Genomic DNA, 21,959 nt, shown 5'->3' on the forward strand with positions numbered 1-21,959 from the left:
GAGGCTTCCCGACCATGCAGCCGTTTAGCGGATTATTTGATAAACCCGAATCTATTATGGAAAGAATGTTCCATCAAGTAGAGAAGGTTATTTTGGGCAAAAGAGAGACCATTGTACATGTTTTTGCGGCTATGCTCTGTGGGGGGCATGTATTGTTAGAGGATGTTCCCGGTGTCGGTAAAACAATGCTGGTTCGCGCAGTCGCAAGAACGCTGGGCTGTGAATGCAAGCGAATTCAATGTACGCCCGACCTTTTGCCTTCGGATATTACCGGAGTATCGATCTACAATCCTAAAACGATGGAATTTGAGTTTCGACCCGGACCCTTGTTCTCTTCTATCGTTCTAGTAGATGAATTAAATCGGACATCACCTAAAACTCAGTCCGCACTGCTGGAAGCCATGGAAGAAAAACGGGTAACAGTAGACGGGGTCAGCTACGTGCTGCCGGATCCGTTCATCCTTCTGGCCACCCAAAATCCGCTTGAATGCGAGGGAACATTTGCTTTGCCGGAAGCTCAATTGGATCGTTTCATGATGAAGCTTACCCTAGGTTATCCGAATGTGCAGCAGGAAAAGAAGATGCTGGACGGGCTTTTGGACAAGCCGCCGCTTCCACAGCTTAAGCCTGTTATTGTTCAAGACGAATTTATCGAGCTGCAAAAGGCGGCAAGTCATATCCATGTGGATGATACGCTCAAAGATTACATCGTAAGAATTACAGCTGCCACCAGACAGCACAAAGAGCTTTACTTGGGGGCAAGCCCTCGAGCCTCCTATGCACTCATGCGAGCCGCACAGGCGATAGCTTTCATTGAAGGAAGAAGCTACATGGTTCCTGACGATATCAGAGGCCTTATCCTGCCGGTGCTTTCGCATCGCTTGCTGCTGACTTCAGAGGCGAGGATAGCCGGAAAAACCGCAGCCGATATTTTGGAGGACATTCTAACCAGCCTGCCGCTTCCATTACTTCGATTCGTGTCGAGAAAGCAGGGCGGTTATGAAAACTTGGTTTAATTGGCTAATCCTGCTCGTAGGATGCGGTTTGGCAGGCTTTTTGGCCGAAAATCGCGGAGGGTTTATTTCTTACTATTTGTTTTTTTGTTCACTTACTTTTTTGCTTTATGCCGCTCTTTTGCAAGTTTTTGCATGGAGGGGGATTCAAGTTCAGCATCATCTGTCTAACACTATTTGCCTATCCGGTGAAGAGCTGCTCGTTTCGGTACAGCTCTCTTTTCACATGCTGTTTCCGCTCCTGTGGCTCGTCCTGCACGATACATGGATGCATTCGGGAAGCGGAGAAAAGCTCCATGCTCACAAGCTGATTTTTCCCTGGCTTCGCCGATCCTTCCGGATCCATTACCGGATAATCGGTCTGCAGCGCGGACAATACGTGCTCACGGGCAGTGAATTGATCACCGGGGATCCCTTTGGATTCACGATTAAAAAGAAAGCGGTGCACGCCTCACAGTCCTGCAAAGTGTACCCTAAACCGGCGGATCTGCTCCAAATCCGCCAGCCCCTCCTGTCTGAGCCGCAAGAGCTCGGCTTAGTTCGAAAATACGTCAGCGGCGACCCCCTGCGCCGCATCCACTGGAAGTCATCCGCCCGTCTGGGGCAGCTGATGACCAAAGAGACCGAGCAGACCGCATCCGCCTCGCGGATGCTCCTGCTCGACGCGGCGCCCGCCGCTCGAGCAGAGACTTCGCATTCTCTGCTCGAGCACGGCGTCGCGCTGGCGGCGGCCTTCTTCGAAGCCGCCGCCTCGGACCGGGAGAGCTGCGGCTTCGCCTGCAGCTCCACCCGGCGAATCGCGCCTGCGATTCGCCAAGATCTTACGCTCGCGTATGAGGTCCTCGCGAGCGTAGGCGGCAAGAGCGCCATGTCCTTTCCTGACCTCGTCAGGAAAGAAACCGCGCTCTTGGCGCCGGATACGTCGATGCTGTGCATCACATCGACGGTCGATTCGGCCCTGCTGCGCGCGCTGATGGAGGCGCGCGGCAGGGCGAGGCGCGTGCACGTGATATGCGTGCACGACGAAGCTGGCCTCTCGGCTGCGCAGCGAGAAGCGGCTTTGCAGCTACAGGCCTTAGGCTGCAGCTTCTCGGCTGTGCCGCAGCCGCGCAGCGTGTGGCCGGGGCCGGGGGTGATCGCGGATGCCAGCGCATAATCCGCCGCAGCACTCCGCTGCTCCCGCAGGCAGCCGCGTTTTTCGCGCGAGCGCGGGCTCCGCTCGTCTGCGCTTGAGCTCAGCCGATGCCCGTACAACGCAGGCTCGTGGTGTATCTGCTCGCGGCAGCGCTGCATCCGTCCGCGCCAGTTACCATAAAGCCGCCGCCCATACGAAGCTTGCCAATGGCGTACCTGCTTCCCCGGAGAAATTTCTTCTCAGGGACGGCGTTTTCTTGCTGCTATTGTTTTTGCTGCTGTGGGAGTGGGTGCGCCCTCTGCCGCAGCTGTCCCATGCTTCGGAATCCAGCATCGTGCCTATATTGCTAGTATTCGGCTTAAGTATCTTCCTAGACTGGCTCCAGATCTCTTATTTGCATGGGTGGCTGATCAGGTTCACTGCGCTTTTGGGCTTGATAGGTTATCTGTTTTATCCAGATATCTTCACGGAATTTACATGGCTGCAGGAGTACGCGCTTTTACTGAGTCAAGATGGGTTACATATCGTTCACGGCAATCTGGATAGTGTTAGTCAGCAAAGCCGATTGGTCCTGTTTATGATGGGGTGGATGCTGATGATAACCGTAATCGGGTTCATCTTACTGCAGAAACAGTACGCATTGTGGTTGGTGGCCGGCACCTTGCTTTATTTAATTGCGCTCCAGCTTTTTCAAAATATGGACACGGACATACCCATCTTTCGCACTGTGGGCATAGGAATTTTATTGCTGGCTTTACTAAACATCCCCAAACTCGAGAGAATATATGGGAGTAAGCCCCTGAATTCCGTCTGGCCTGGACGCTGGCTAGCCGCTAGCCTTTTTATAGCTGCAGTTATCTCAGGAATAGGGTGGATAGGCCATCAATCTCTAACTGTAAAGCAATTGAAACCCATCGATACGGCTGCGATTTTACATCAATGGGAAAGTTATCTGAGGCAGCAGCCACAGCTATTAAATAAGACAACAGCCACTCGGTCGAAATCAGGATATGGTGAGGATGACTCATCTTTGGGCGGTCGGATGACCCTGGATAACAGCCTGATTTTCACAGCACAAGTTTCAGAATTAGCGAATTGGCGCGGAGAGTCAAAAAGCTTGTACACCGGAAAAGGGTGGACTGGTACAGAACCCAATTGGAGCGCTGCTCAGCGGGATTCGGCTTATTTGAATACAGCTGCGCCTGCTTATACACAAGAGGTGACTTGGAATAGCGCTGAACCCAACAGACAAATTTTTTACAGCGGCAAGCTGGATTATGTAAATATTATGCTAACGAAAGAAGGGAAGCCAACTCCATTTGATTTTCTTCTGTGGGATAAAGACAGCGGTAAAGTGAGTCTTCCTCTGATTTCAGATCCTATTAACTATTATCGAATCACCGCTCATCCAATCCAAAAGGATCCTGTTCTATTAATGAAGGATACGGCGGCTTATCCTTTGGAAATCACTGAAGCTTATCTTCAATTGCCGCCAAACCTTCCGCCTAAAATCAAGCAGCTGGCGGAACGGATTGCCGATGGGTTGGATAGTCCCTTTGCAAAAGCAGCGGCCATTGAGAATTACTTGCGCTCGACATACACCTATAGCTTGGATAAACCAACACTTCCTGCAGCGAATGAGGATTTTGTAAATCACTTTCTGTTTGTTGATCAAACCGGCTACTGTGATCATTTCTCTACAGCAATGGTAATCATGCTGCGTTCCGCGGGAATTCCGGCAAGGTGGGTCAAAGGATTTGCACCTGGTGAAGTTATAACACCGAGCCAGTCCATCCAGTCCATCCAGACGACCCGGACGGTAGAGGTACGCGCCAAGGATGCTCACTCATGGGCTGAGGTTTATTTTCCCTCTGCGGGCTGGATACCTTTTGAGCCGACACCCGGCTTTACGGACCAAAGCTTGAAATCGTTGGATACGGTCGTGCCCGCCAAAGTTAAATTGCCCGCTATACATACAGTTTGGCAGCTGCCGAATTTTCATTCTGTTGATGATTGGGTTCTGCAACATTGGAGCTTGCTGGCCTTTACTGCCGGAGGCCTATTGATAGTGGCAATTGCTTTGTTATTCATGACCGCAAGAAGAAGGCGGCATTCCGCTATTAATGAAAGAATCCGTCAAATGGACCGGATATGGCTGAAAATCTTTCGCCACCTCGCCGCCAAACCTGCTGAGCAAACCCTCAGGGAGTACATCGCTGCCTTGAAGCTGCCTAATGGAGAGAAGAAACGTGCGCTGCTCGAATTTCTGCGGCTTTATGAAAACCTCAGCTTCAACGGGGAGGAACGTCGCCTTCTATCTCGGAATCAAATCATGGAGGCCTGGAATTCGATCAAAAAAGGCTAACCGAATGAAAAGTAAATGCTCCCCTGCCTTGACCCCATTGACGTGATATAGATATAATATTCACTATGAAATTAGGAGGTCGGATGATGAATAAACCGAATGAGTTAATCGTGGTCTTGGATTTTGGGGGGCAATACAATCAATTGATTGCGAGGAGAATTCGTGATTTAGGCGTTTACAGTGAGCTTATGCCTTTTAATACCACTATGGATAAAATTCGCAGCCTTCAGCCCAAAGGGATCATTTTCTCGGGCGGTCCAGCCAGTGTATACGGGGAGGGTGCACCGCATGTGGATCCTGCTATTTATGATCTCGGGATTCCGATACTGGGGATTTGCTACGGAATGCAGCTGATCGCTCATCAATTGAACGGCAAGGTAGAAGCCTCGAAAACGCGGGAGTATGGAAAAGCGGAGATAGATTTTGTGGAAGGCAGCGCGCTTGTGCAAGGCCTTGGTGTGAAGCAAGTCGTCTGGATGAGTCATGGGGATCATGTTTCCCAGCTTCCTGAAGGCTTTGTTCTGGATGCAAGTACAGAGTCTGCCCCCATAGCGGCTATGAGCCATCGTGGGAAAAATGTGCATGCCGTGCAGTTTCATCCTGAGGTACGTCACTCCGCACAAGGCAATGAAATGATTCATAACTTTATTTATGGCGTTTGCGGCTGCCATGGTGATTGGAGTATGGAAAGCTTTATTGAAGACACAATTAAAGATATCCGGGCGGAGGTTGGCGATAAAAAAGTGCTCTGCGCGCTTAGCGGAGGAGTAGACTCATCCGTAGTTGCCATTCTGATCCATAAAGCAATAGGCAGCCAACTGACCTGCATGTTCATCGATCATGGACTGCTGCGCAAAGGTGAAGCAGAAAGCGTTATGGACACCTTTGTCGGCAAGTTCGACATGAAGGTTGTTAAAATCGATGCCCGCGACCGCTTTATGGGTAAACTATCGGGTGTAGATGATCCTGAGCAAAAGCGTAAAATTATCGGAACTGAATTTATCCGTGTTTTTGAAGAAGAATCCGGACAATTTGATGATTTTTCATTTCTGGCTCAAGGAACGCTGTACACGGATATTGTAGAAAGCGGAACGGCTACCGCGCAAACGATCAAATCGCATCACAACGTGGGTGGTCTTCCCAAAGATATGAAGTTCAAGCTGGTTGAGCCTTTAAAAGCTTTGTTTAAAGACGAAGTGCGCAAGGTCGGAGAAGAATGTGGCCTGCCCCCAGAAATCGTTTGGAGACAGCCTTTCCCAGGGCCGGGTCTCGCGATTCGTGTTCTGGGTGAAGTGACAGAGGACAAGCTGCACATTGTTCGGGAATCCGATGCGATTCTTCGAGATGAAATTGCCAAGGCCGGACTCGATCGCGAGATCTGGCAGTACTTTACGGCGCTCCCTAATATGAAGAGTGTTGGGGTCATGGGCGATGCCCGGACTTATTCCTATACAGTTGGGATTCGCGCAGTTACTTCTATAGACGGAATGACGGCCGACTGGGCCCGTATACCTTATGATGTTCTTGAGAAGATTTCCAATCGGATTGTAAATGAAGTCGAGAATGTGAATCGTGTTGTGTATGATGTCACTTCCAAACCGCCAGCCACTATCGAATGGGAATAATCCCCATTTATAATCCGAACGAAAGAGTATAAAAATTTGTCGAATGTACGGAAAAATTATTGACAAGCAGGAATCCGATTCTTAGAATAATGATGAAGGCAAACAACATTTCTTTCGTATAATCTCAAGAATAAGGCTTGAGAGTCTCTACAAGATCACCGCAAATGATCTGGCTACGATGGGAACATTGCTTGTATCTGCTCATTTTCTATGGAGCGGTATCAGCTTGATTTCCATTAGCCGGGATCCATAGGGATTTCCGGTTTTTTATGTTTTCAAATTATTTAAAGGGGAGTTTAAGAAGATGGATCGTTTTTTTAAGTTAAAGCAGCACGGAACAACAGTAAGGATAGAAATCATGGCCGGCCTGACGACATTTATGACGATGGCCTACATTCTTGCTGTAAATCCTAATACGCTCAACGCGTTTGGACGTACGGGCATGGATTGGTATGCTGTATTTCTGGCAACAGCTTTGGCAGCAGGGATTTTTACCGTTGCGATGGGCCTATTCGTTAATTTTCCCGTAGCTCTTGCTCCGGGGATGGGTCTCAATGCATATTTTGCATCCGTCATTTTGGCTTCAGCTGCGACCGGGCAGCCGTTTACCTGGCAGATGGGTTTAACCGCTGTTTTCGTCTCAGGTTTAATATTTATCCTCTTAACGATCACCCAAATACGGCAAATGCTGGTCGATGCCGTTCCCGATGGTCTCAAGCATGCGATAACAGTAGGAATTGGGTTATTTATTGCTATTATCGGCTTGAAAAACAGCGGTCTTCTAACCGTTGGCATTGAGTCTCTGAATGTTATCCCTAAAGGTACCTTTACAGATGTTCTTTTCTTTGAGACCGTATTTCATATGGGAAGCTTGCAAAATCCGGGTGTTCAGATTGCTATCATTGGTCTTGTTCTAATCTCGGTACTTATGGTGCTCAAGGTTCGCGGAGCTATTTTATTTGGAATTCTAGGGACGACCTTGATTGCCGCTTGTATGGGAGAAGTGAATTGGGGTGCGCTTAACAACAACCAGACTCCATGGCTGCCGCATTTCGATAAGCTTCAGTTTATGTCTTTTGATTGGAATGGAATCATGCATACCGGGATTATCTCGGTCATCGCAACATTTACATTTGTTGAACTGTTCGACACTTTCGGAACCTTAGTTGGAACTGCAAACCGTGCCGGAATTAAGACAAACACCGAAGAAGGCAAGAAGCAGATTGGCAAAGCCATGTTGGTAGACGCCATTGGAGTGAGCGGTGGTGCCATGCTCGGAACCTCTACCACGACTGTTTACATTGAAAGTGCGGCAGGTGTTGCTGAAGGCGGACGTACGGGACTAACTGCTGTAACTACGGGTGTTTGTTTCTTGCTTGCTTTATTCCTTGCTCCTGTCGTTGCGCTTATTCCTGGCTCTGCAACGGCCGCCGCGTTAATCATCGTTGGTGTATTAATGATGCAATCCATTCGTGAAATTGACTTTCAGGAATTCGTTATCGGTATTCCGGCATTTATGACCATCGCCTTTATGCCATTCACTTATAACATAGCTAATGGAATATCCTTCGGGATCTTCTTCTATGTAATATTGGCCACAATCGCTAATTTGGGCGGCAAAGGAAAGTACAAGGTTCATTGGCTGATGTGGGTTTTGGCTGTCTTGATTCTTGCGCGTTACATCTTTATTGGAAGTCAAGGATAAGCATATACGGAGAGGACCCCGGCGCTGATGTGCCGGGGTCCTTTTGTTTCCATATTTTTCAATGAATATAAAACTTGCAATCTGTTTTTGAATTTGTTATATTATCTCTTGTCGCTTCTGAAGCCTATATCCAAATAGCGAACTTCATAAAAGAAGTTCTTGCAATTAGGTAGGCAGATGTGATACAATAATCAAGTCGCCTTTGAGAGGGCGATGCGATAAATGATCAAAAATTGCTCTTTGAAAACTGAACAACGAGTGAAGAAGCGATCGGCCTTAGGCTGATCAAAAACGAGGGAAATCTCAGCGATGAGATCAACTCAAAACGAGAGAAATCTCGCCAGTTTACAATTTTGAGCTGTTTAAGCTTGAGAATAAAAGCCGTTGTTACTTCGGTAATGATGCAACTTTATTGGAGAGTTTGATCCTGGCTCAGGACGAACGCTGGCGGCGTGCCTAATACATGCAAGTCGAGCGGATTTATTCCTTCGGGGATGAGTCAGCGGCGGACGGGTGAGTAACACGTAGGCAACCTGCCTGAAGGATCGGGATAACTATCGGAAACGATAGCTAAGACCGAATAATTGGCACTTTCGCATGAAGGTGCCATGAAACACGGAGCAATCTGTGGCCTTTGGATGGGCCTGCGGCGCATTAGCTAGTAGGTGAGGTAACGGCTCACCTAGGCGACGATGCGTAGCCGACCTGAGAGGGTGAACGGCCACACTGGGACTGAGACACGGCCCAGACTCCTACGGGAGGCAGCAGTAGGGAATCTTCCGCAATGGACGCAAGTCTGACGGAGCAACGCCGCGTGAGTGATGAAGGTTTTCGGATCGTAAAGCTCTGTTGCCCTAGACGAACGAGTCAGAGAGTAACTGCTCTGGCTGTGACGGTATAGGAGAAGAAAGCCCCGGCTAACTACGTGCCAGCAGCCGCGGTAATACGTAGGGGGCAAGCGTTGTCCGGAATTATTGGGCGTAAAGCGCGCGCAGGCGGTTCAGTAAGTTGGATGTTTAAAGCCGGGGCTCAACCCCGGTGCGCATCCAAAACTGGTGGACTTGAGTGTAGGAGAGGAAAGTGGAATTCCACGTGTAGCGGTGAAATGCGTAGAGATGTGGAGGAACACCAGTGGCGAAGGCGACTTTCTGGCCTATAACTGACGCTGAGGCGCGAAAGCGTGGGGAGCAAACAGGATTAGATACCCTGGTAGTCCACGCCGTAAACGATGAGTGCTAGGTGTTAGGGGTTTCGATGCCCTTGGTGCCGAAGTTAACACAGTAAGCACTCCGCCTGGGGAGTACGCTCGCAAGAGTGAAACTCAAAGGAATTGACGGGGACCCGCACAAGCAGTGGAGTATGTGGTTTAATTCGAAGCAACGCGAAGAACCTTACCAGGTCTTGACATCCCCCTGAATAGTTTAGAGATAAGCTAGGCCTTCGGGACAGGGGAGACAGGTGGTGCATGGTTGTCGTCAGCTCGTGTCGTGAGATGTTGGGTTAAGTCCCGCAACGAGCGCAACCCTTGATGTTAGTTGCCAGCGAGTAAGGTCGGGCACTCTAACGTGACTGCCGGTGACAAACCGGAGGAAGGTGGGGATGACGTCAAATCATCATGCCCCTTATGACCTGGGCTACACACGTACTACAATGGCCGGTACAACGGGAAGCGAAAGAGCGATCTGGAGCGAATCCTTAGAAGCCGGTCTCAGTTCGGATTGCAGGCTGCAACTCGCCTGCATGAAGTCGGAATTGCTAGTAATCGCGGATCAGCATGCCGCGGTGAATACGTTCCCGGGTCTTGTACACACCGCCCGTCACACCACGAGAGTTTACAACACCCGAAGTCGGTGGGGTAACCCGCAAGGGAGCCAGCCGCCGAAGGTGGGGTAGATGATTGGGGTGAAGTCGTAACAAGGTAGCCGTATCGGAAGGTGCGGCTGGATCACCTCCTTTCTATGGAGACTTGAGCGCTGCGATGCGCTCAGTCAAGAAGGCTTAGCCTTCACAAACTTCTTCTTCACTCGTTGTCAGTTTTGAGAGGGTAATGCCTTTCAACCTTTGTTCCTTGAAAACTAGATAGCGAAACGAACAAAAAGCGTGAAACTTAGAGCGTGACAACCTAACGGTTGCACGTAAATCCTTTAAGCATCATTTGTGTCACAACAAATGAATGTTTCTAGATACCCGCTGAGCAATCAGCACTGGTTAAGCTAGAAAGAGCACACGGAGGATGCCTAGGCACTAGGAGCCGAAGAAGGACGTGGCGAACGACGAAATGCCTCGGGGAGCCGTAAGCAGGCTTTGATCCGGGGATGTCCGAATGGGGGAACCCGGCTGTGGTAATGCACAGTCACCACTATCTGAATTCATAGGATAGTTGGAGGCATACCCAGGGAACTGAAACATCTAAGTACCTGGAGGAAAAGAAAACAAAAGTGATTCCGTCAGTAGCGGCGAGCGAACGCGGAGAAGCCCAAACCAGGGAGCTTGCTCCCTGGGGTTGTAGGACGTCAACATGGGGTTAGCTTGGTAGGTGAAGAGGTCTGGAAAGGCCCGGCAAAGAAGGTAAAAGCCCTGTAGCCCAAACCAAGCGAAACCCCTAGACGGATCCTGAGTACGGCGGGACACGTGAAACCCCGTCGGAATCCGGCAGGACCATCTGCCAAGGCTAAATACTCCCTAGTGACCGATAGTGAAGCAGTACCGTGAGGGAAAGGTGAAAAGCACCGCGGAAGCGGAGTGAAAAAGAACCTGAAACCGTGTGCTTACAAAAAGTCAGAGCACTTTCTATGTGTGATGGCGTGCCTTTTGTAGAATGAACCGGCGAGTTACGTTTGCATGCGAGGTTAAGTTGAAAAGACGGAGCCGCAGCGAAAGCGAGTCTGAATAGGGCGCATGAGTATGCAGGCGTAGACCCGAAACCGTGTGATCTACCCCTGTCCAGGGTGAAGGTGAGGTAACACTCACTGGAGGCCCGAACCCACGAATGTTGAAAAATTCGGGGATGAGGTGGGGGTAGCGGAGAAATTCCAATCGAACTCGGAGATAGCTGGTTCTCCCCGAAATAGCTTTAGGGCTAGCCTCGGAAAACGAGTTGTGGAGGTAAAGCACTGATTGGGTGCGGGGCCCGCCAAGGGTTACCAAGTCCAGTCAAACTCTGAATGCCACAAACTTAGATCCGGGAGTCAGACAGTGAGTGCTAAGATCCATTGTCAAGAGGGAAACAGCCCAGACCATCAGCTAAGGTCCCCAAGTACGTGTTAAGTGGGAAAGGATGTGGAGTTGCCCAGACAACCAGGATGTTGGCTTAGAAGCAGCCACCATTGAAAGAGTGCGTAATAGCTCACTGGTCGAGTGACTCTGCGCCGAAAATGTAACGGGGCTAAACACGCCACCGAAGCTATGGCTCGAACATTAATGTTCTTGGGTAGGGGAGCGTTGTATGTACGTAGAATTCTGACCGTGAGGACAGGTGGAGCGCATACAAGTGAGAATGCCGGTATAAGTAACGAAAAGATCAGTGAGAATCTGATCCGCCGAAAGCCTAAGGTTTCCTGAGGAAGGCTCGTCCGCTCAGGGTAAGTCGGGACCTAAGGCGAGGCCGAAAGGCGTAGTCGATGGACAACAGGTGGAAATTCCTGTACCACCGCAGCCGTTATGAGTGATGGAGTGACGCAGAAGGGGAAAGACGCGAGCGGATGGAAGAGCTCGTCCAAGCAGTGAGGCTGGTGTGCAGGTAAATCCGCACATCGTAAGGCTGGGCTGTGATGGGGAGGGAAAATTACAGTACCGAAGGTCATGTACTCAAGCTGCCAAGAAAAGCTTCTAGCCAGGCGAAGGTGCCCGTACCGCAAACCGACACAGGTGGGCGAGAAGAGAATTCTAAGGCGCGCGGAAGAACTCTCGTTAAGGAACTCGGCAAAATGACCCCGTAACTTCGGGAGAAGGGGTGCCTCGGTAGGGTGAATAGCCCGAGGGGGCCGCAGTGAAAAGGCCCAAGCGACTGTTTAGCAAAAACACAGGTCTGTGCGAAGCCGCAAGGCGAAGTATACGGGCTGACGCCTGCCCGGTGCTGGAAGGTTAAGAGGAGTGGTCAGCCGCAAGGTGAAGCTATGAATTGAAGCCCCAGTAAACGGCGGCCGTAACTATAACGGTCCTAAGGTAGCGAAATTCCTTGTCAGGTAAATTCTGACCCGCACGAATGGCGTAACGACTTGGGCGCTGTCTCAACGAGAGATCCGGTGAAATTTTAATACCTGTGAAGATGCAGGTTACCCGCGACAAGACGGAAAGACCCCATGGAGCTTTACTGCAGCTTGATATTGGACTTGGGTACGATCTGTACAGGATAGGTGGGAGCCGTAGATCCTCGCGCGCCAGCGTGGGAGGAGGCGCCGTTGGGATACCACCCTGATCGTACCTAGGTTCTAACCTGGTACCGTGAACCGGTATGGGGACAGTGTCAGGTGGGCAGTTTGACTGGGGCGGTCGCCTCCTAAAATGTAACGGAGGCGTTTAAAGGTTCCCTCAGAATGGTTGGAAATCATTCGCAGAGTGCAAAGGCATAAGGGAGCTTGACTGCGAGACAAACAGGTCGAGCAGGGACGAAAGTCGGACTTAGTGATCCGGTGGTACCGAATGGAAGGGCCATCGCTCAACGGATAAAAGCTACCCTGGGGATAACAGGCTTATCTCCCCCAAGAGTCCACATCGACGGGGAGGTTTGGCACCTCGATGTCGGCTCATCGCATCCTGGGGCTGAAGTAGGTCCCAAGGGTTGGGCTGTTCGCCCATTAAAGCGGTACGCGAGCTGGGTTCAGAACGTCGTGAGACAGTTCGGTCCCTATCTGTCGCGGGCGCAGGAAATTTGAGAGGAGCTGTCCTTAGTACGAGAGGACCGGGATGGACGTACCGCTGGTGTACCAGTTGTCTCGCCAGAGGCATAGCTGGGTAGCTATGTACGGAGGGGATAAGCGCTGAAAGCATCTAAGCGCGAAGCCCCCCTCAAGATGAGATTTCCCAATTCAGTAAGACCCCTTGTAGACGACGAGGTAGATAGGTTCGAGGTGGAAGTGGGGTAACCCATGCAGCTGACGAATACTAATCGGTCGAGGGCTTAACCTAAGAGCTTTCCGGAGGAAAGCTGGCTTCGGAAGCATAACTAATTTCACGCCAATGTTCGTTTCGCTGCTAGTTTTCAGGGAATAACTTTTCCTGTACACGTTTTTCCGTTTGGTGACGATGGCGGAGGGGAACCACGCGTTCCCATCTCGAACACGACCGTTAAGCCCTCCAGCGTCGATGGTACTTGAACCGCAGGGTTCTGGAAGAGTAGAACGTTGCCAAGCCCACAACAAAAAGAACTCATTTGATGAAAAATCAGATGGGTTCTTTTTTTGATGTTTATTCGAGAGAAGGGATTGTATTGGCGTATTTATTTCTTAATTCTCGAGCCGCATCCATTAACTTTTGCCCGATGTAACTCGCATTGCTTTGATAAACGGGTTCCAGGGTGCGCATCCACTCTGAGCGTTCATCGTTTGAAAGTTGATGGATTTGCATATTTCCGATCTTTTGCAAGTCCTTCCATTGCTTGAGATTTAACAAACCTGCATTCTGATTAGCCCATATAGTTGCCTCTTGCATAGATTCTTGGATAGCCCTTTTGCTGCCTTCGGGCAGAGAATCCCAGAACTCTTTATTCATCAGAACCCCATAACCGAGATAGGCGTGATTGCTTATTGTCAGATATTTTTGAACTTGATATAACTTTTTGGAGTAAATATTAGAGATTGAATTCTCGCCACCATCCACTACACCCGTTTCCATGCTCTTATAGACCTGATTAAAGGGGATAGGGACTGCAGTGGCATTAAATTGTCTGAATTGTGATTCAATAACCTTGCTCGGCAAAATGCGGAAACGTAAATCGCGAAAATCTGAGGGATGTACAAGAGGCCCCTGATTCGAGGTCATTTGTTGAAATCCGTTCTTCCAAAAGCCGAGGCCGATCATTTTTTTAGATTCAAGTGTTTGAAACAGTAACTTTCCAATCTGGCCATTAAACGCCTCATCTACCGCTTCTTCATTTGCAAGTACAAACGGTAAGTCCATCACCATCCATTCGGGGATGACCTCAGAAATATTGGAAAAGCTGGGCGCAATCATTTGAACACTGCCGCGCTGCAAGGCTTGTACTTCTTCCGATTCCGTATAAAGAGTAGAGTTTGGAAAAAGCTCAACCTTGAGATGGTCGTTCGTTTTTGCTTGAACCAAACGGGCAAACTCTCGAGCAGCCATTCCCTTTGGGGTGTTTTCAGCAACGGAAAAGCTAAATTTGATTACTGGTTCCTGCCCAAGGCCCTTTTGTTCATCATCATAAGCAGGAGGACTGCTTGAGAACTGAGAGGAAAACCCAAATCCGACTGCCGTTACCAGTCCGATCAAGACAAACAAGCAAATTCCCCAAAGTGCTCTCATCTTCATTCTCCTTCCTCATGATGAATTGCTATAAAAATGAGTGTAACATATTGTATGATGGTTAGTACAAGCCGATTGGAGGATACGCGATGCTTAAAGGAATGCGAATGAACTGGAAAATAACCATGCTCTCATTTGGCATTGTACTGTTTTCCATATGTATCGGCGGCATCATCCTGATTGGAAGGCATATTCATTTGCAAAATGAAGAGCTTGGACAAAGGCTTCAAGTAACAGCGAGTACGGTTGCGCAGCTGCCGTCTGTGATCAACGGCTTAACTGATCCCAATCATAGAGCAGACATCAATAACATTGTAGAGCGGTTGCGAATTATTCACAATGTGGATTATATTGTCGTTATGGATATGAATGGGGTTCGGTGGTCACACCCGGCTTCATCTCAGATCGGTCTGCCTTCCAAAGGAACAGATGAAGCGTCCGCCTTCGCCGAGCATACGTATATATCGAGAGCCAAAGGTGAGCAAGGTATGGCTCTTCGTGCTTTTGTTCCTATTATGAATGATCAGCATGAACAGGTTGGAGTTGCTCTAGTTGGAAAGCTGCTTCCGAGGTTAATCGGCATTATTGGGGATATGCGCGGTCAAATATACATAACTTTGCTGTTAACCTTGCTTTTTGGTGTGTGGGGGTCATGGATGCTTTCCCGTCATATAAAACAGCAAATGTTTGAGCTTGAACCTCAGGAAATTGCGCAGCTGTTAGTAGAGAGAACTGCAACTTTCAATGCGATGCACGAGGGAGTCATTGCGATTGATAGTAAGGAACAAATTACAGTATTTAATGACAAGGCCAAGCAGATGCTTCATATCGACGGGGATGTGATTGGCCGCCCGATTCAAGAGGTGCTGCCTGATACAAGGCTGGTGGAAACTTTGAAATTAAATGAACCTGTAGATAATCAAGATTTGCAAGTGGGTCAGGGGTTAATCTTAAGCAATCGGGTACCTATTCGAGTTGCGAACAAGACGGTAGGAGCCTTGGCGATTTTTCAAGATCGCACTGAGGTGACTAAAATCGCTGAGGAGCTTACAGGGGTAAAAGAATTCGTGAATGCGCTTCGTGTACAAAATCACGAATATATGAACAAGCTGCATACGATCGGTGGATTGATTCAGCTTGATCATAAGGAGAAGGCACTTGACTATCTCTTTCAAACCATGGAATCGCAAAAGGAAATCAGCAGCTTTTTGTCGCGCAGCATTATGAATGAGAATGTGGCAGGGCTGCTCCTGGGCAAAATTACCCGAGGCAAAGAGCTGGGCATAGACGTTCGGATTGATCGGCAAAGCCGTTTAAGGGAATTCCCTCAACATTTGGATCAGCATGATGTCGTGGTGCTCGTTGGTAATTTAATTGAAAATGCATTTGATGCGCTAGCCAATAAGAAGGGCGATAAAGAGATCTTCGTCAGTTTCGAACAGGATCATGAAGTGTTTTCTTTGCTTGTTGAGGATAATGGCAGCGGGATGGATGAAAGGACGAAACAGCAATTATTTGAACGCGGCTTTTCAACAAAATCGGGAGAAAGTAGAGGCATTGGTCTCTATCTGGTGTTTAGCATTGTTCAAAACAGCGGCGGCCATATTAAAGTGGATTCGGTACCTGGAGAAGGAACAAGCTTTATGCTGACCTTTCCCATGAAGGATAAAGGGGGAGAAATTTAATGAGTAAGCCGTTGATAAGAGTTGTTCTCATTGAGGATGATCTGATGGTTCAGGAGGTGAACAAGCAGTTTGTCGAAAGAGTGCCGGGCTTTAAGATTGTAGGGATTGCATCGAACGGATTGGAAGGACTCGAGAAGCTGCGGGAACTGGGGCCGGATCTGGTGTTGCTTGATATTTTTATGCCGGGTCAAAATGGGATGGAAACCTTAAAGCAAATCCGCCAGGAGCAGCTGGCAGTCGATGTGATCGTGATCACGGCCGCCAATGATATTCAAACGATTCAAACGATGCTGCAAAATGGTGCAGTCGATTATATAATGAAACCGTTTAAATTCAATCGGGTTCGGCAAGCGTTGGAGCAATATCGTTCCCTTAAAAGTAAGCTGGAGCAGGATGGCACGATAACCCAATCCGAGCTGGATCGATTGCTGCATAAGAAAAGCGAGTCGGTAGGCGATCCGCGGGAGCTGGAGAATGAACATGAATTGCCAAAGGGGCTTCAAGAGCTGACCATGAAGCAGGTACTTTCTTTTCTTGTCAATCAGTCATCATCACTATCAGCCGAGGAAGTTGCGGAAGGTGTCGGTCTTGCAAGGGTTACGGCGCGAAGATATCTCGACTATCTGGAAAAGAAAAAGCAAGTAAAGATCGATATGCAGTATGGCACTGTGGGGAGACCGATCAATCGCTATTTGTTAGTTGCTGGAAACCCAAATAAAGACCAAAAAGACCATAAGTAACAATATGGTCTAATTATTCACGCCTTTTTATGAAAGCGGTATCATAATAATATAAGTTTAATTGAAAATGAGGGATATCCAATGAAATTAATGAAAAATTTGACGTTTCAAGTGTTGTTTGCAATTGCGATAGGCATAGTGGTGGGGATTATTTTTCCGGCACAAGCAGATAATCTTAAAATTCTTGGTGATCTTTTTATTAAAATGATTAAAATGGTTATTGCTCCTATCGTATTCTTCACCATTGTTATCGGCTTTGCAAATATGGGCGATATGAAAAAAATTGGACGCATTGGCGGTAAAGCTCTGCTTTATTTTGAAATCGTCACGACTTTCGCTATGGCAATTGGAATTGCTGTGATGTATATTATTCAACCGGGGGCCGGGATGAACACATCAGCGGTCAAGGCTGCTGATGTGGCCAAATACACCAAGCAAGCAGCTGAAACCAGCCACGGATTCTTGGATTTTCTTGTAAGCATTGTTCCTGACAATGTGATGGGTGCCTTCGCGAAAGGAGAAATGCTACCAGTTCTTTTCTTCTCCGTATTGTTCGGCTTGTCTCTCGCGGCGCTTGGTGAGAAGTCCAGACCGGTTACGGATTTGTTTCAAAAACTTAATGATATCTTCTTCAGACTGGTTGCCCTGATCATGCGCTTTTCTCCGGTTGCAGCTTTTGGTGCTATGGCATATACCATCGGGAAATTTGGTGTTCACTCTTTGTTCTCACTGGGTAAAATGATGGGCTCTGTTTATATCACCATGGCTTTATTCATCTTTATTGTACTCGGCGTGATCTGTAGAATGTATGGCTTCCGCATTACAAAGCTGCTGGGTTTCATAAAAGAAGAGCTGCTGCTTGTGCTGGGTACTTCTTCTTCAGAATCCGCTCTTCCGAGAGTCATGGAGAAGCTGGAGAAATTTGGGGCGTCGAAACCGGTAGTCGGGTTGGTAGTACCTACGGGGTATTCATTTAATCTGGATGGCACTTCGATCTATCTATCCATGGCGGCGATGTTCATCGCAGAAGCATACGGTGTTCATCTAAGTGTTTTGCAGGTTTTGACTCTCTTGGGCGTTTTGATGCTCACCTCCAAAGGTGCAGCCGGTATCACAGGTTCTGGTTTCGTTACTCTGGCAGCGACATTGGCAGCAATTCCAAATAATGTGATTCCTATTGAGGGGATGGCGCTTCTGCTTGGCGTGGATCGTTTTATGTCAGAGGCGAGAGCGATTACCAATATTATCGGTAACAGCGTGGCAACGATCGTCATCGCTAAAAGTGAAAATCAGTTTAATGAGAATGCGCTAACCGCAAGCAAAGAGAATAAGGATGACAATGAGACTGTGGGCAAAGTATTTTACCAGTCCTAAATAAAAGCTGGCGCGGGTGGTAATCCGTGTCAGCTTTTTTAATTGTTTGTATTTATCTCAGGAAGGGTAATTTATAGAGGTATTTACATACTAAGGAGCGATGAGATATGGAGCTATCCGCGCAGGAAATCTGCAATTGGTTTGAATCGAATATGGACAAAACAGTGCTGATCCGAAAGGAAGAACAAACCGACTTGGATCGTATAGAGTTGGACGTTCAGGAAGTTGGCATTCTGGATCAGTCCAAATCAGAGGATGCGTACATCACGAATCAAGCCGTCGTCCTCCGCGGATTGGGAACGATTCAAAACGAGGATGGACAGAAGCAGCGTCTTCCCGGCGATTATTATGAAATCCCACTGGAAGGAAGCATCCAAGGGTCCGAGAAAGCAAATGGTCTTGAAATTTTTACCGAGCGCGCGCATTATTTGATCAATTTAAAATAATAATCAAGTTCATGTCAAAAAAAGCCGAGAGAAATCAATTCCTTGGCTTATCTTTTGCTCAATTTTCCACCAAAAAACGAACTTTATTAAACCTATGTCCTTAAAATGTTCGCTTTTTAAAATTGACATGGGACGTAAATTGCTGTTAAACTAGTAGAGTGGAAGAGCATTCCGCATCAATTAAAAATGTCGAATTGACTCGTATAACGTCAGGGATATGGCCTGAAAGTATCTACCCAAAAACCATAAATTTTTGGACTACGAGGAACGAATGAGGAGAACCATAGGATAACGATGGTCTTTTTCATTCGCTTCTTTTGCTGTCCTGCTTATGGAATCGTGATTCTATGACTGGGACATTTTTTCATTTTTCAAGGAAGAAAGTGGGTTTGTGATGACTGCGCGAGTTGGTGTTATTATGGGAAGCCAATCGGACTGGGAAACAATGAAACACGCATGCGATATCCTGGATGAGTTGGGAGTGCCGTATGAGAAGAAAGTGGTCTCGGCACACCGTACGCCGGATTTGATGTTCGACTACGCTTCATCCGCCATAGAGCGCGGGATACAAGTGATTATTGCCGGAGCTGGAGGAGCGGCGCATCTTCCTGGGATGGTAGCAGCCAAAACGGAGCTTCCGGTTATTGGCGTTCCTGTGAAGACATCCACGCTGAATGGATTGGATTCTCTGCTTTCTATTGTTCAAATGCCTGCTGGCATTCCAGTTGCAACGGTTGCGATTGGGCAGGCTGGTGCTGCCAATGCCGGACTTTTGGCCGCGCAGATTCTTGGCGCTTTCGAACCGGAGCTGCAGGCTAAGATTAGGAGTCGTCGCGAACGGATTAGCCAGACTGTGATTGCAAGCAATGAACTTCTATGACGGAAGCCGGTGCAAAGACTTTGAATTCAGATAAAGTGATTAAGCCGGGAGCAACCATTGGAATCTTAGGCGGAGGACAATTGGGCCGTATGCTGACGCTGGCTGGACGCAATATGGGATACCGCTTTGCGACGCTTGATCCAACAGAAGATTCGCCTTGCGGTCAAGTGGCTGACACCCAGATTGTGGCGAATTATGATGATGTCGAGGCTGCTCGAAAGCTGGCGGATCGTTCGGATGTCATCACCTATGAGTTTGAAAATGTAAACGCGAAGGTCACCGAATTATTGATGAAGGAAGCTTACGTGCCGCAAGGCAGCCAGCTTTTATATACAACACAGCACCGTTTTCGCGAAAAAAAAGCGATTGAAGCATCAGGAGTGCCAGTAGCTCCATATGAGGAAATTAAGAGTGTCGATCAACTGAGAGAAGCTGTACTGCGGTTTGGAGCGCCGTGTGTGCTCAAGACAGCAACCGGAGGATATGACGGGAAAGGCCAATGGGTTATCCGGTCTCTGGATGAAGTACAAGAGGCTTTTGAAACTCTCAGTCGAGCTCATACCGAGCTGGTGCTGGAGCAATTTATTCATTTTGACAAGGAATTATCCGTTATTGCGGCCAGGAGTCCTAGAGGAGAAGTAAAAGCCTTTCCTGTTGCGGAGAATATACATGTAGATAATATTTTACATCTATCGATAATTCCAGCAAGAATTCCGCAAGCTGTACAAAAAGAAGCGGAAAAGCTGGCGATTCGAATTGCATCGTCCCTTGGAGTCATCGGACTTATTGCAGTAGAAATGTTCCTGACCAAGGATGGACAGTTATTCGTCAATGAGTTGGCGCCAAGGCCGCACAATTCCGGACATTATACGATGGAAGCGTGCAGATCATCTCAGTTTGAGCAGCATATTCGCGCCATTTGCAACCTGCCGCTGGGCTCTACAGAGCTGATGTCTCCGGTGGTCATGGTGAATGTGCTCGGTGAGCATGTAGAACCCTTAATTGAGTTGATGGATCAAGGTCTGTTTGCGGAGGACGGGGAGTCGCCAGTCAGCCCCAAGCTTCACTTATACGGCAAGCATGAAGCCAAGGAAAAAAGAAAAATGGGACACATCAATCTGCTTGCTTCCCATGTGGATACAGCGTTGGATTGGGTGGACCGTGCAGGTATTTGGAAGGCAAGTAAACGCTAATTATGGAGGAACGGTAATGATCGAACGTTATAGTCGGCCGGAAATGGCTCGGATTTGGACAGAGGAAAATAAATTCAATGCTTGGCTCGAAGTGGAGATTCTCTCCTGCGAAGCATGGTCGGAACTTGGCGTTATTCCAAAGCAAGATGTACAGGTGCTGCGTGAGAATGCCAGCTTCAACATCGACCGCATATATGAGATCGAGCTTGAAACTCGCCATGACGTGATCGCTTTTACAAGAGCTGTATCGGAAACTCTAGGTCCTGAGCGTAAATGGGTACATTATGGCTTGACCTCCACAGATGTTGTGGACACAGCGTTAGGTTATTTACTTAAGCAAGCTAATGAAATTATTGAAAAAGATATCGTGAATTTTATTGCGATTCTTAAGGACAAGGCTGTTGCCTACAAGCACACTCCGATGATGGGTAGAACGCATGGAGTTCATGCCGAACCAACGACTTTTGGCTTAAAAATGGCTTTGTGGCATGAGGAAATGAAGCGCAACCTGGAACGTTTTCGTGCAGCGGCGGACGGTGTTCAATTCGGTAAAATCTCTGGGGCGGTAGGCACATATGCCAATATTGATCCTTTTGTCGAGGAGTATGTTTGCAGCAAATTGGGAACGAAGCCTGCTCCAATCTCGACACAAACCTTGCAGCGTGACCGACACGCTGATTACATGGCGACTTTGGCACTTATTGGCTCATCTTTGGATAAATTCGCGACCGAAATTCGGGCCCTGCAAAAGAGTGAGTTCCGCGAGGTGGAAGAGCCTTTCGCCAAGGGCCAAAAGGGCTCATCAGCTATGCCGCATAAACGCAATCCAATCGGTTGCGAAAGCATTTCCGGCCTTTCCCGCGTGATTCGTGGACATATGATTACCGCTTACGAGAACGTGCCGCTTTGGCATGAACGCGATATTTCCCACTCCTCGGTGGAACGGATTATTTTACCGGATGCCACAACGTTGCTGAATTATATGTTGAACCGTTTCGGCAATATTGTGAAGAATTTGACCGTGTTCCCCGAGAATATGAAGCGCAACATGCAAAGAACCTACGATGTACCGTTTTCGGGACGTGTTTTGACGAAGCTGATCGACAAGGGCTTTGCTCGGGAGCAGGCTTATGATACCGTGCAGCCAAGAGCTATGCAGGCTTGGGAAGAGCAGAGATCGTTTAGGGATATCGTTGAAAATACTGCGGTGATTACGGATGTGTTGACTGCTGAAGAGATCGCGGATTGCTTTGATCCGACCTGGCATTTGAAGCATGTGGATACCATTTTTGACAGGCTTGGATTGAAATAGAGA

Annotated in this window: 13 protein-coding genes, 3 rRNA genes and 2 riboswitches; of the genes, 15 read left to right on the top strand and 1 reads right to left on the bottom strand. The window is 48.3% G+C overall.

Annotated elements, in window-relative coordinates; all coding sequences use genetic code 11:
- Nucleotides 1-14 precede the first annotated feature (14 nt).
- The 8 genes from BLV33_RS21105 to rrf all read left to right on the top strand — a co-directional run bounded on the left by BLV33_RS21105 (nucleotide 15) and on the right by rrf (nucleotide 13,194).
- Nucleotides 15-1,016, top strand: coding sequence for an AAA family ATPase (locus BLV33_RS21105; RefSeq protein WP_090796395.1), 1,002 nt, complete (start codon nucleotides 15-17; stop codon nucleotides 1,014-1,016).
- Nucleotides 1,000-2,169, top strand: a complete 1,170-nt coding sequence (locus BLV33_RS21110) for a DUF58 domain-containing protein (protein ID WP_090796398.1) — start codon at nucleotides 1,000-1,002, stop codon at nucleotides 2,167-2,169. Before BLV33_RS21105 ends, BLV33_RS21110 begins: the two co-directional genes overlap by 17 nt.
- Complete coding sequence (locus BLV33_RS21115; protein ID WP_090796402.1) at nucleotides 2,156-4,513, top strand: transglutaminase-like domain-containing protein; 2,358 nt, start codon at nucleotides 2,156-2,158, stop codon at nucleotides 4,511-4,513. Before BLV33_RS21110 ends, BLV33_RS21115 begins: the two co-directional genes overlap by 14 nt.
- Nucleotides 4,514-4,599: 86 nt before the next feature.
- Complete coding sequence (gene guaA, locus BLV33_RS21120; RefSeq protein ID WP_090796406.1) at nucleotides 4,600-6,138, top strand: glutamine-hydrolyzing GMP synthase; 1,539 nt, start codon at nucleotides 4,600-4,602, stop codon at nucleotides 6,136-6,138.
- A gap of 94 nt (nucleotides 6,139-6,232) precedes the next feature.
- Nucleotides 6,233-6,334: riboswitch (purine riboswitch) on the top strand.
- A 108-nt stretch (nucleotides 6,335-6,442) separates the two neighbouring features.
- On the top strand, nucleotides 6,443-7,843 hold the full coding sequence (locus tag BLV33_RS21125; RefSeq protein WP_090796409.1) for an NCS2 family permease: 1,401 nt from the start codon (nucleotides 6,443-6,445) through the stop codon (nucleotides 7,841-7,843).
- A 409-nt stretch (nucleotides 7,844-8,252) separates the two neighbouring features.
- A 16S ribosomal RNA gene (locus tag BLV33_RS21130) occupies nucleotides 8,253-9,799 on the top strand.
- Between the two features lie 250 nt (nucleotides 9,800-10,049).
- Nucleotides 10,050-12,970: ribosomal RNA gene (locus tag BLV33_RS21135) — 23S ribosomal RNA — on the top strand.
- A 107-nt stretch (nucleotides 12,971-13,077) separates the two neighbouring features.
- Nucleotides 13,078-13,194 (top strand): 5S ribosomal RNA (gene rrf, locus BLV33_RS21140).
- The 16S, 23S and 5S rRNA genes sit together here, the layout of an rRNA operon.
- 55 nt (nucleotides 13,195-13,249) lie before the next feature.
- On the opposite strand, the gene BLV33_RS21145 is transcribed toward rrf, so the two are convergent.
- Nucleotides 13,250-14,302 (bottom strand): DctP family TRAP transporter solute-binding subunit, encoded by a 1,053-nt coding sequence (locus tag BLV33_RS21145; protein WP_253187125.1) that lies wholly within the window; start codon nucleotides 14,300-14,302, stop codon nucleotides 13,250-13,252.
- A gap of 113 nt (nucleotides 14,303-14,415) precedes the next feature.
- On the opposite strand from BLV33_RS21145, the gene BLV33_RS21150 reads away from it, so the two are divergent.
- From BLV33_RS21150 to purB, 7 genes are all read left to right on the top strand, one after another.
- Nucleotides 14,416-16,011 (top strand): ATP-binding protein, encoded by a 1,596-nt coding sequence (locus BLV33_RS21150; protein WP_090796415.1) that lies wholly within the window; start codon nucleotides 14,416-14,418, stop codon nucleotides 16,009-16,011.
- A complete protein-coding gene (locus BLV33_RS21155; RefSeq protein WP_090796418.1) occupies nucleotides 16,011-16,751 on the top strand; it encodes a response regulator in 741 nt (246 codons plus the stop codon). Before BLV33_RS21150 ends, BLV33_RS21155 begins: the two co-directional genes overlap by 1 nt.
- A gap of 81 nt (nucleotides 16,752-16,832) precedes the next feature.
- On the top strand, nucleotides 16,833-18,125 hold the full coding sequence (gene dctA / locus BLV33_RS21160) for a C4-dicarboxylate transporter DctA (RefSeq protein ID WP_090796422.1): 1,293 nt from the start codon (nucleotides 16,833-16,835) through the stop codon (nucleotides 18,123-18,125).
- 107 nt (nucleotides 18,126-18,232) lie between these two features.
- Nucleotides 18,233-18,571 carry a protein YmzB gene (locus BLV33_RS21165; RefSeq protein ID WP_090796425.1) on the top strand — a complete coding sequence of 113 codons (339 nt, stop codon included), beginning with the start codon at nucleotides 18,233-18,235 and terminating at the stop codon, nucleotides 18,569-18,571.
- A 179-nt stretch (nucleotides 18,572-18,750) separates the two neighbouring features.
- Nucleotides 18,751-18,852, top strand: a riboswitch (purine riboswitch).
- Nucleotides 18,853-18,965: 113 nt separating this feature from the next.
- Complete coding sequence (purE, locus tag BLV33_RS21170; RefSeq protein ID WP_090796429.1) at nucleotides 18,966-19,451, top strand: 5-(carboxyamino)imidazole ribonucleotide mutase; 486 nt, start codon at nucleotides 18,966-18,968, stop codon at nucleotides 19,449-19,451.
- Nucleotides 19,448-20,644, top strand: a complete 1,197-nt coding sequence (gene purK / locus BLV33_RS21175) for a 5-(carboxyamino)imidazole ribonucleotide synthase (RefSeq protein WP_090796432.1) — start codon at nucleotides 19,448-19,450, stop codon at nucleotides 20,642-20,644. Before purE ends, purK begins: the two co-directional genes overlap by 4 nt.
- Nucleotides 20,645-20,660: 16 nt before the next feature.
- A complete protein-coding gene (purB, locus tag BLV33_RS21180; RefSeq protein ID WP_090796438.1) occupies nucleotides 20,661-21,956 on the top strand; it encodes an adenylosuccinate lyase in 1,296 nt (431 codons plus the stop codon).
- Nucleotides 21,957-21,959: the final 3 nt, after the last annotated feature.

Source organism: Paenibacillus sp. GP183 (genome assembly GCF_900104695.1).
Taxonomy (GTDB): Bacteria; Bacillota; Bacilli; order Paenibacillales; family NBRC-103111; genus Paenibacillus_AI.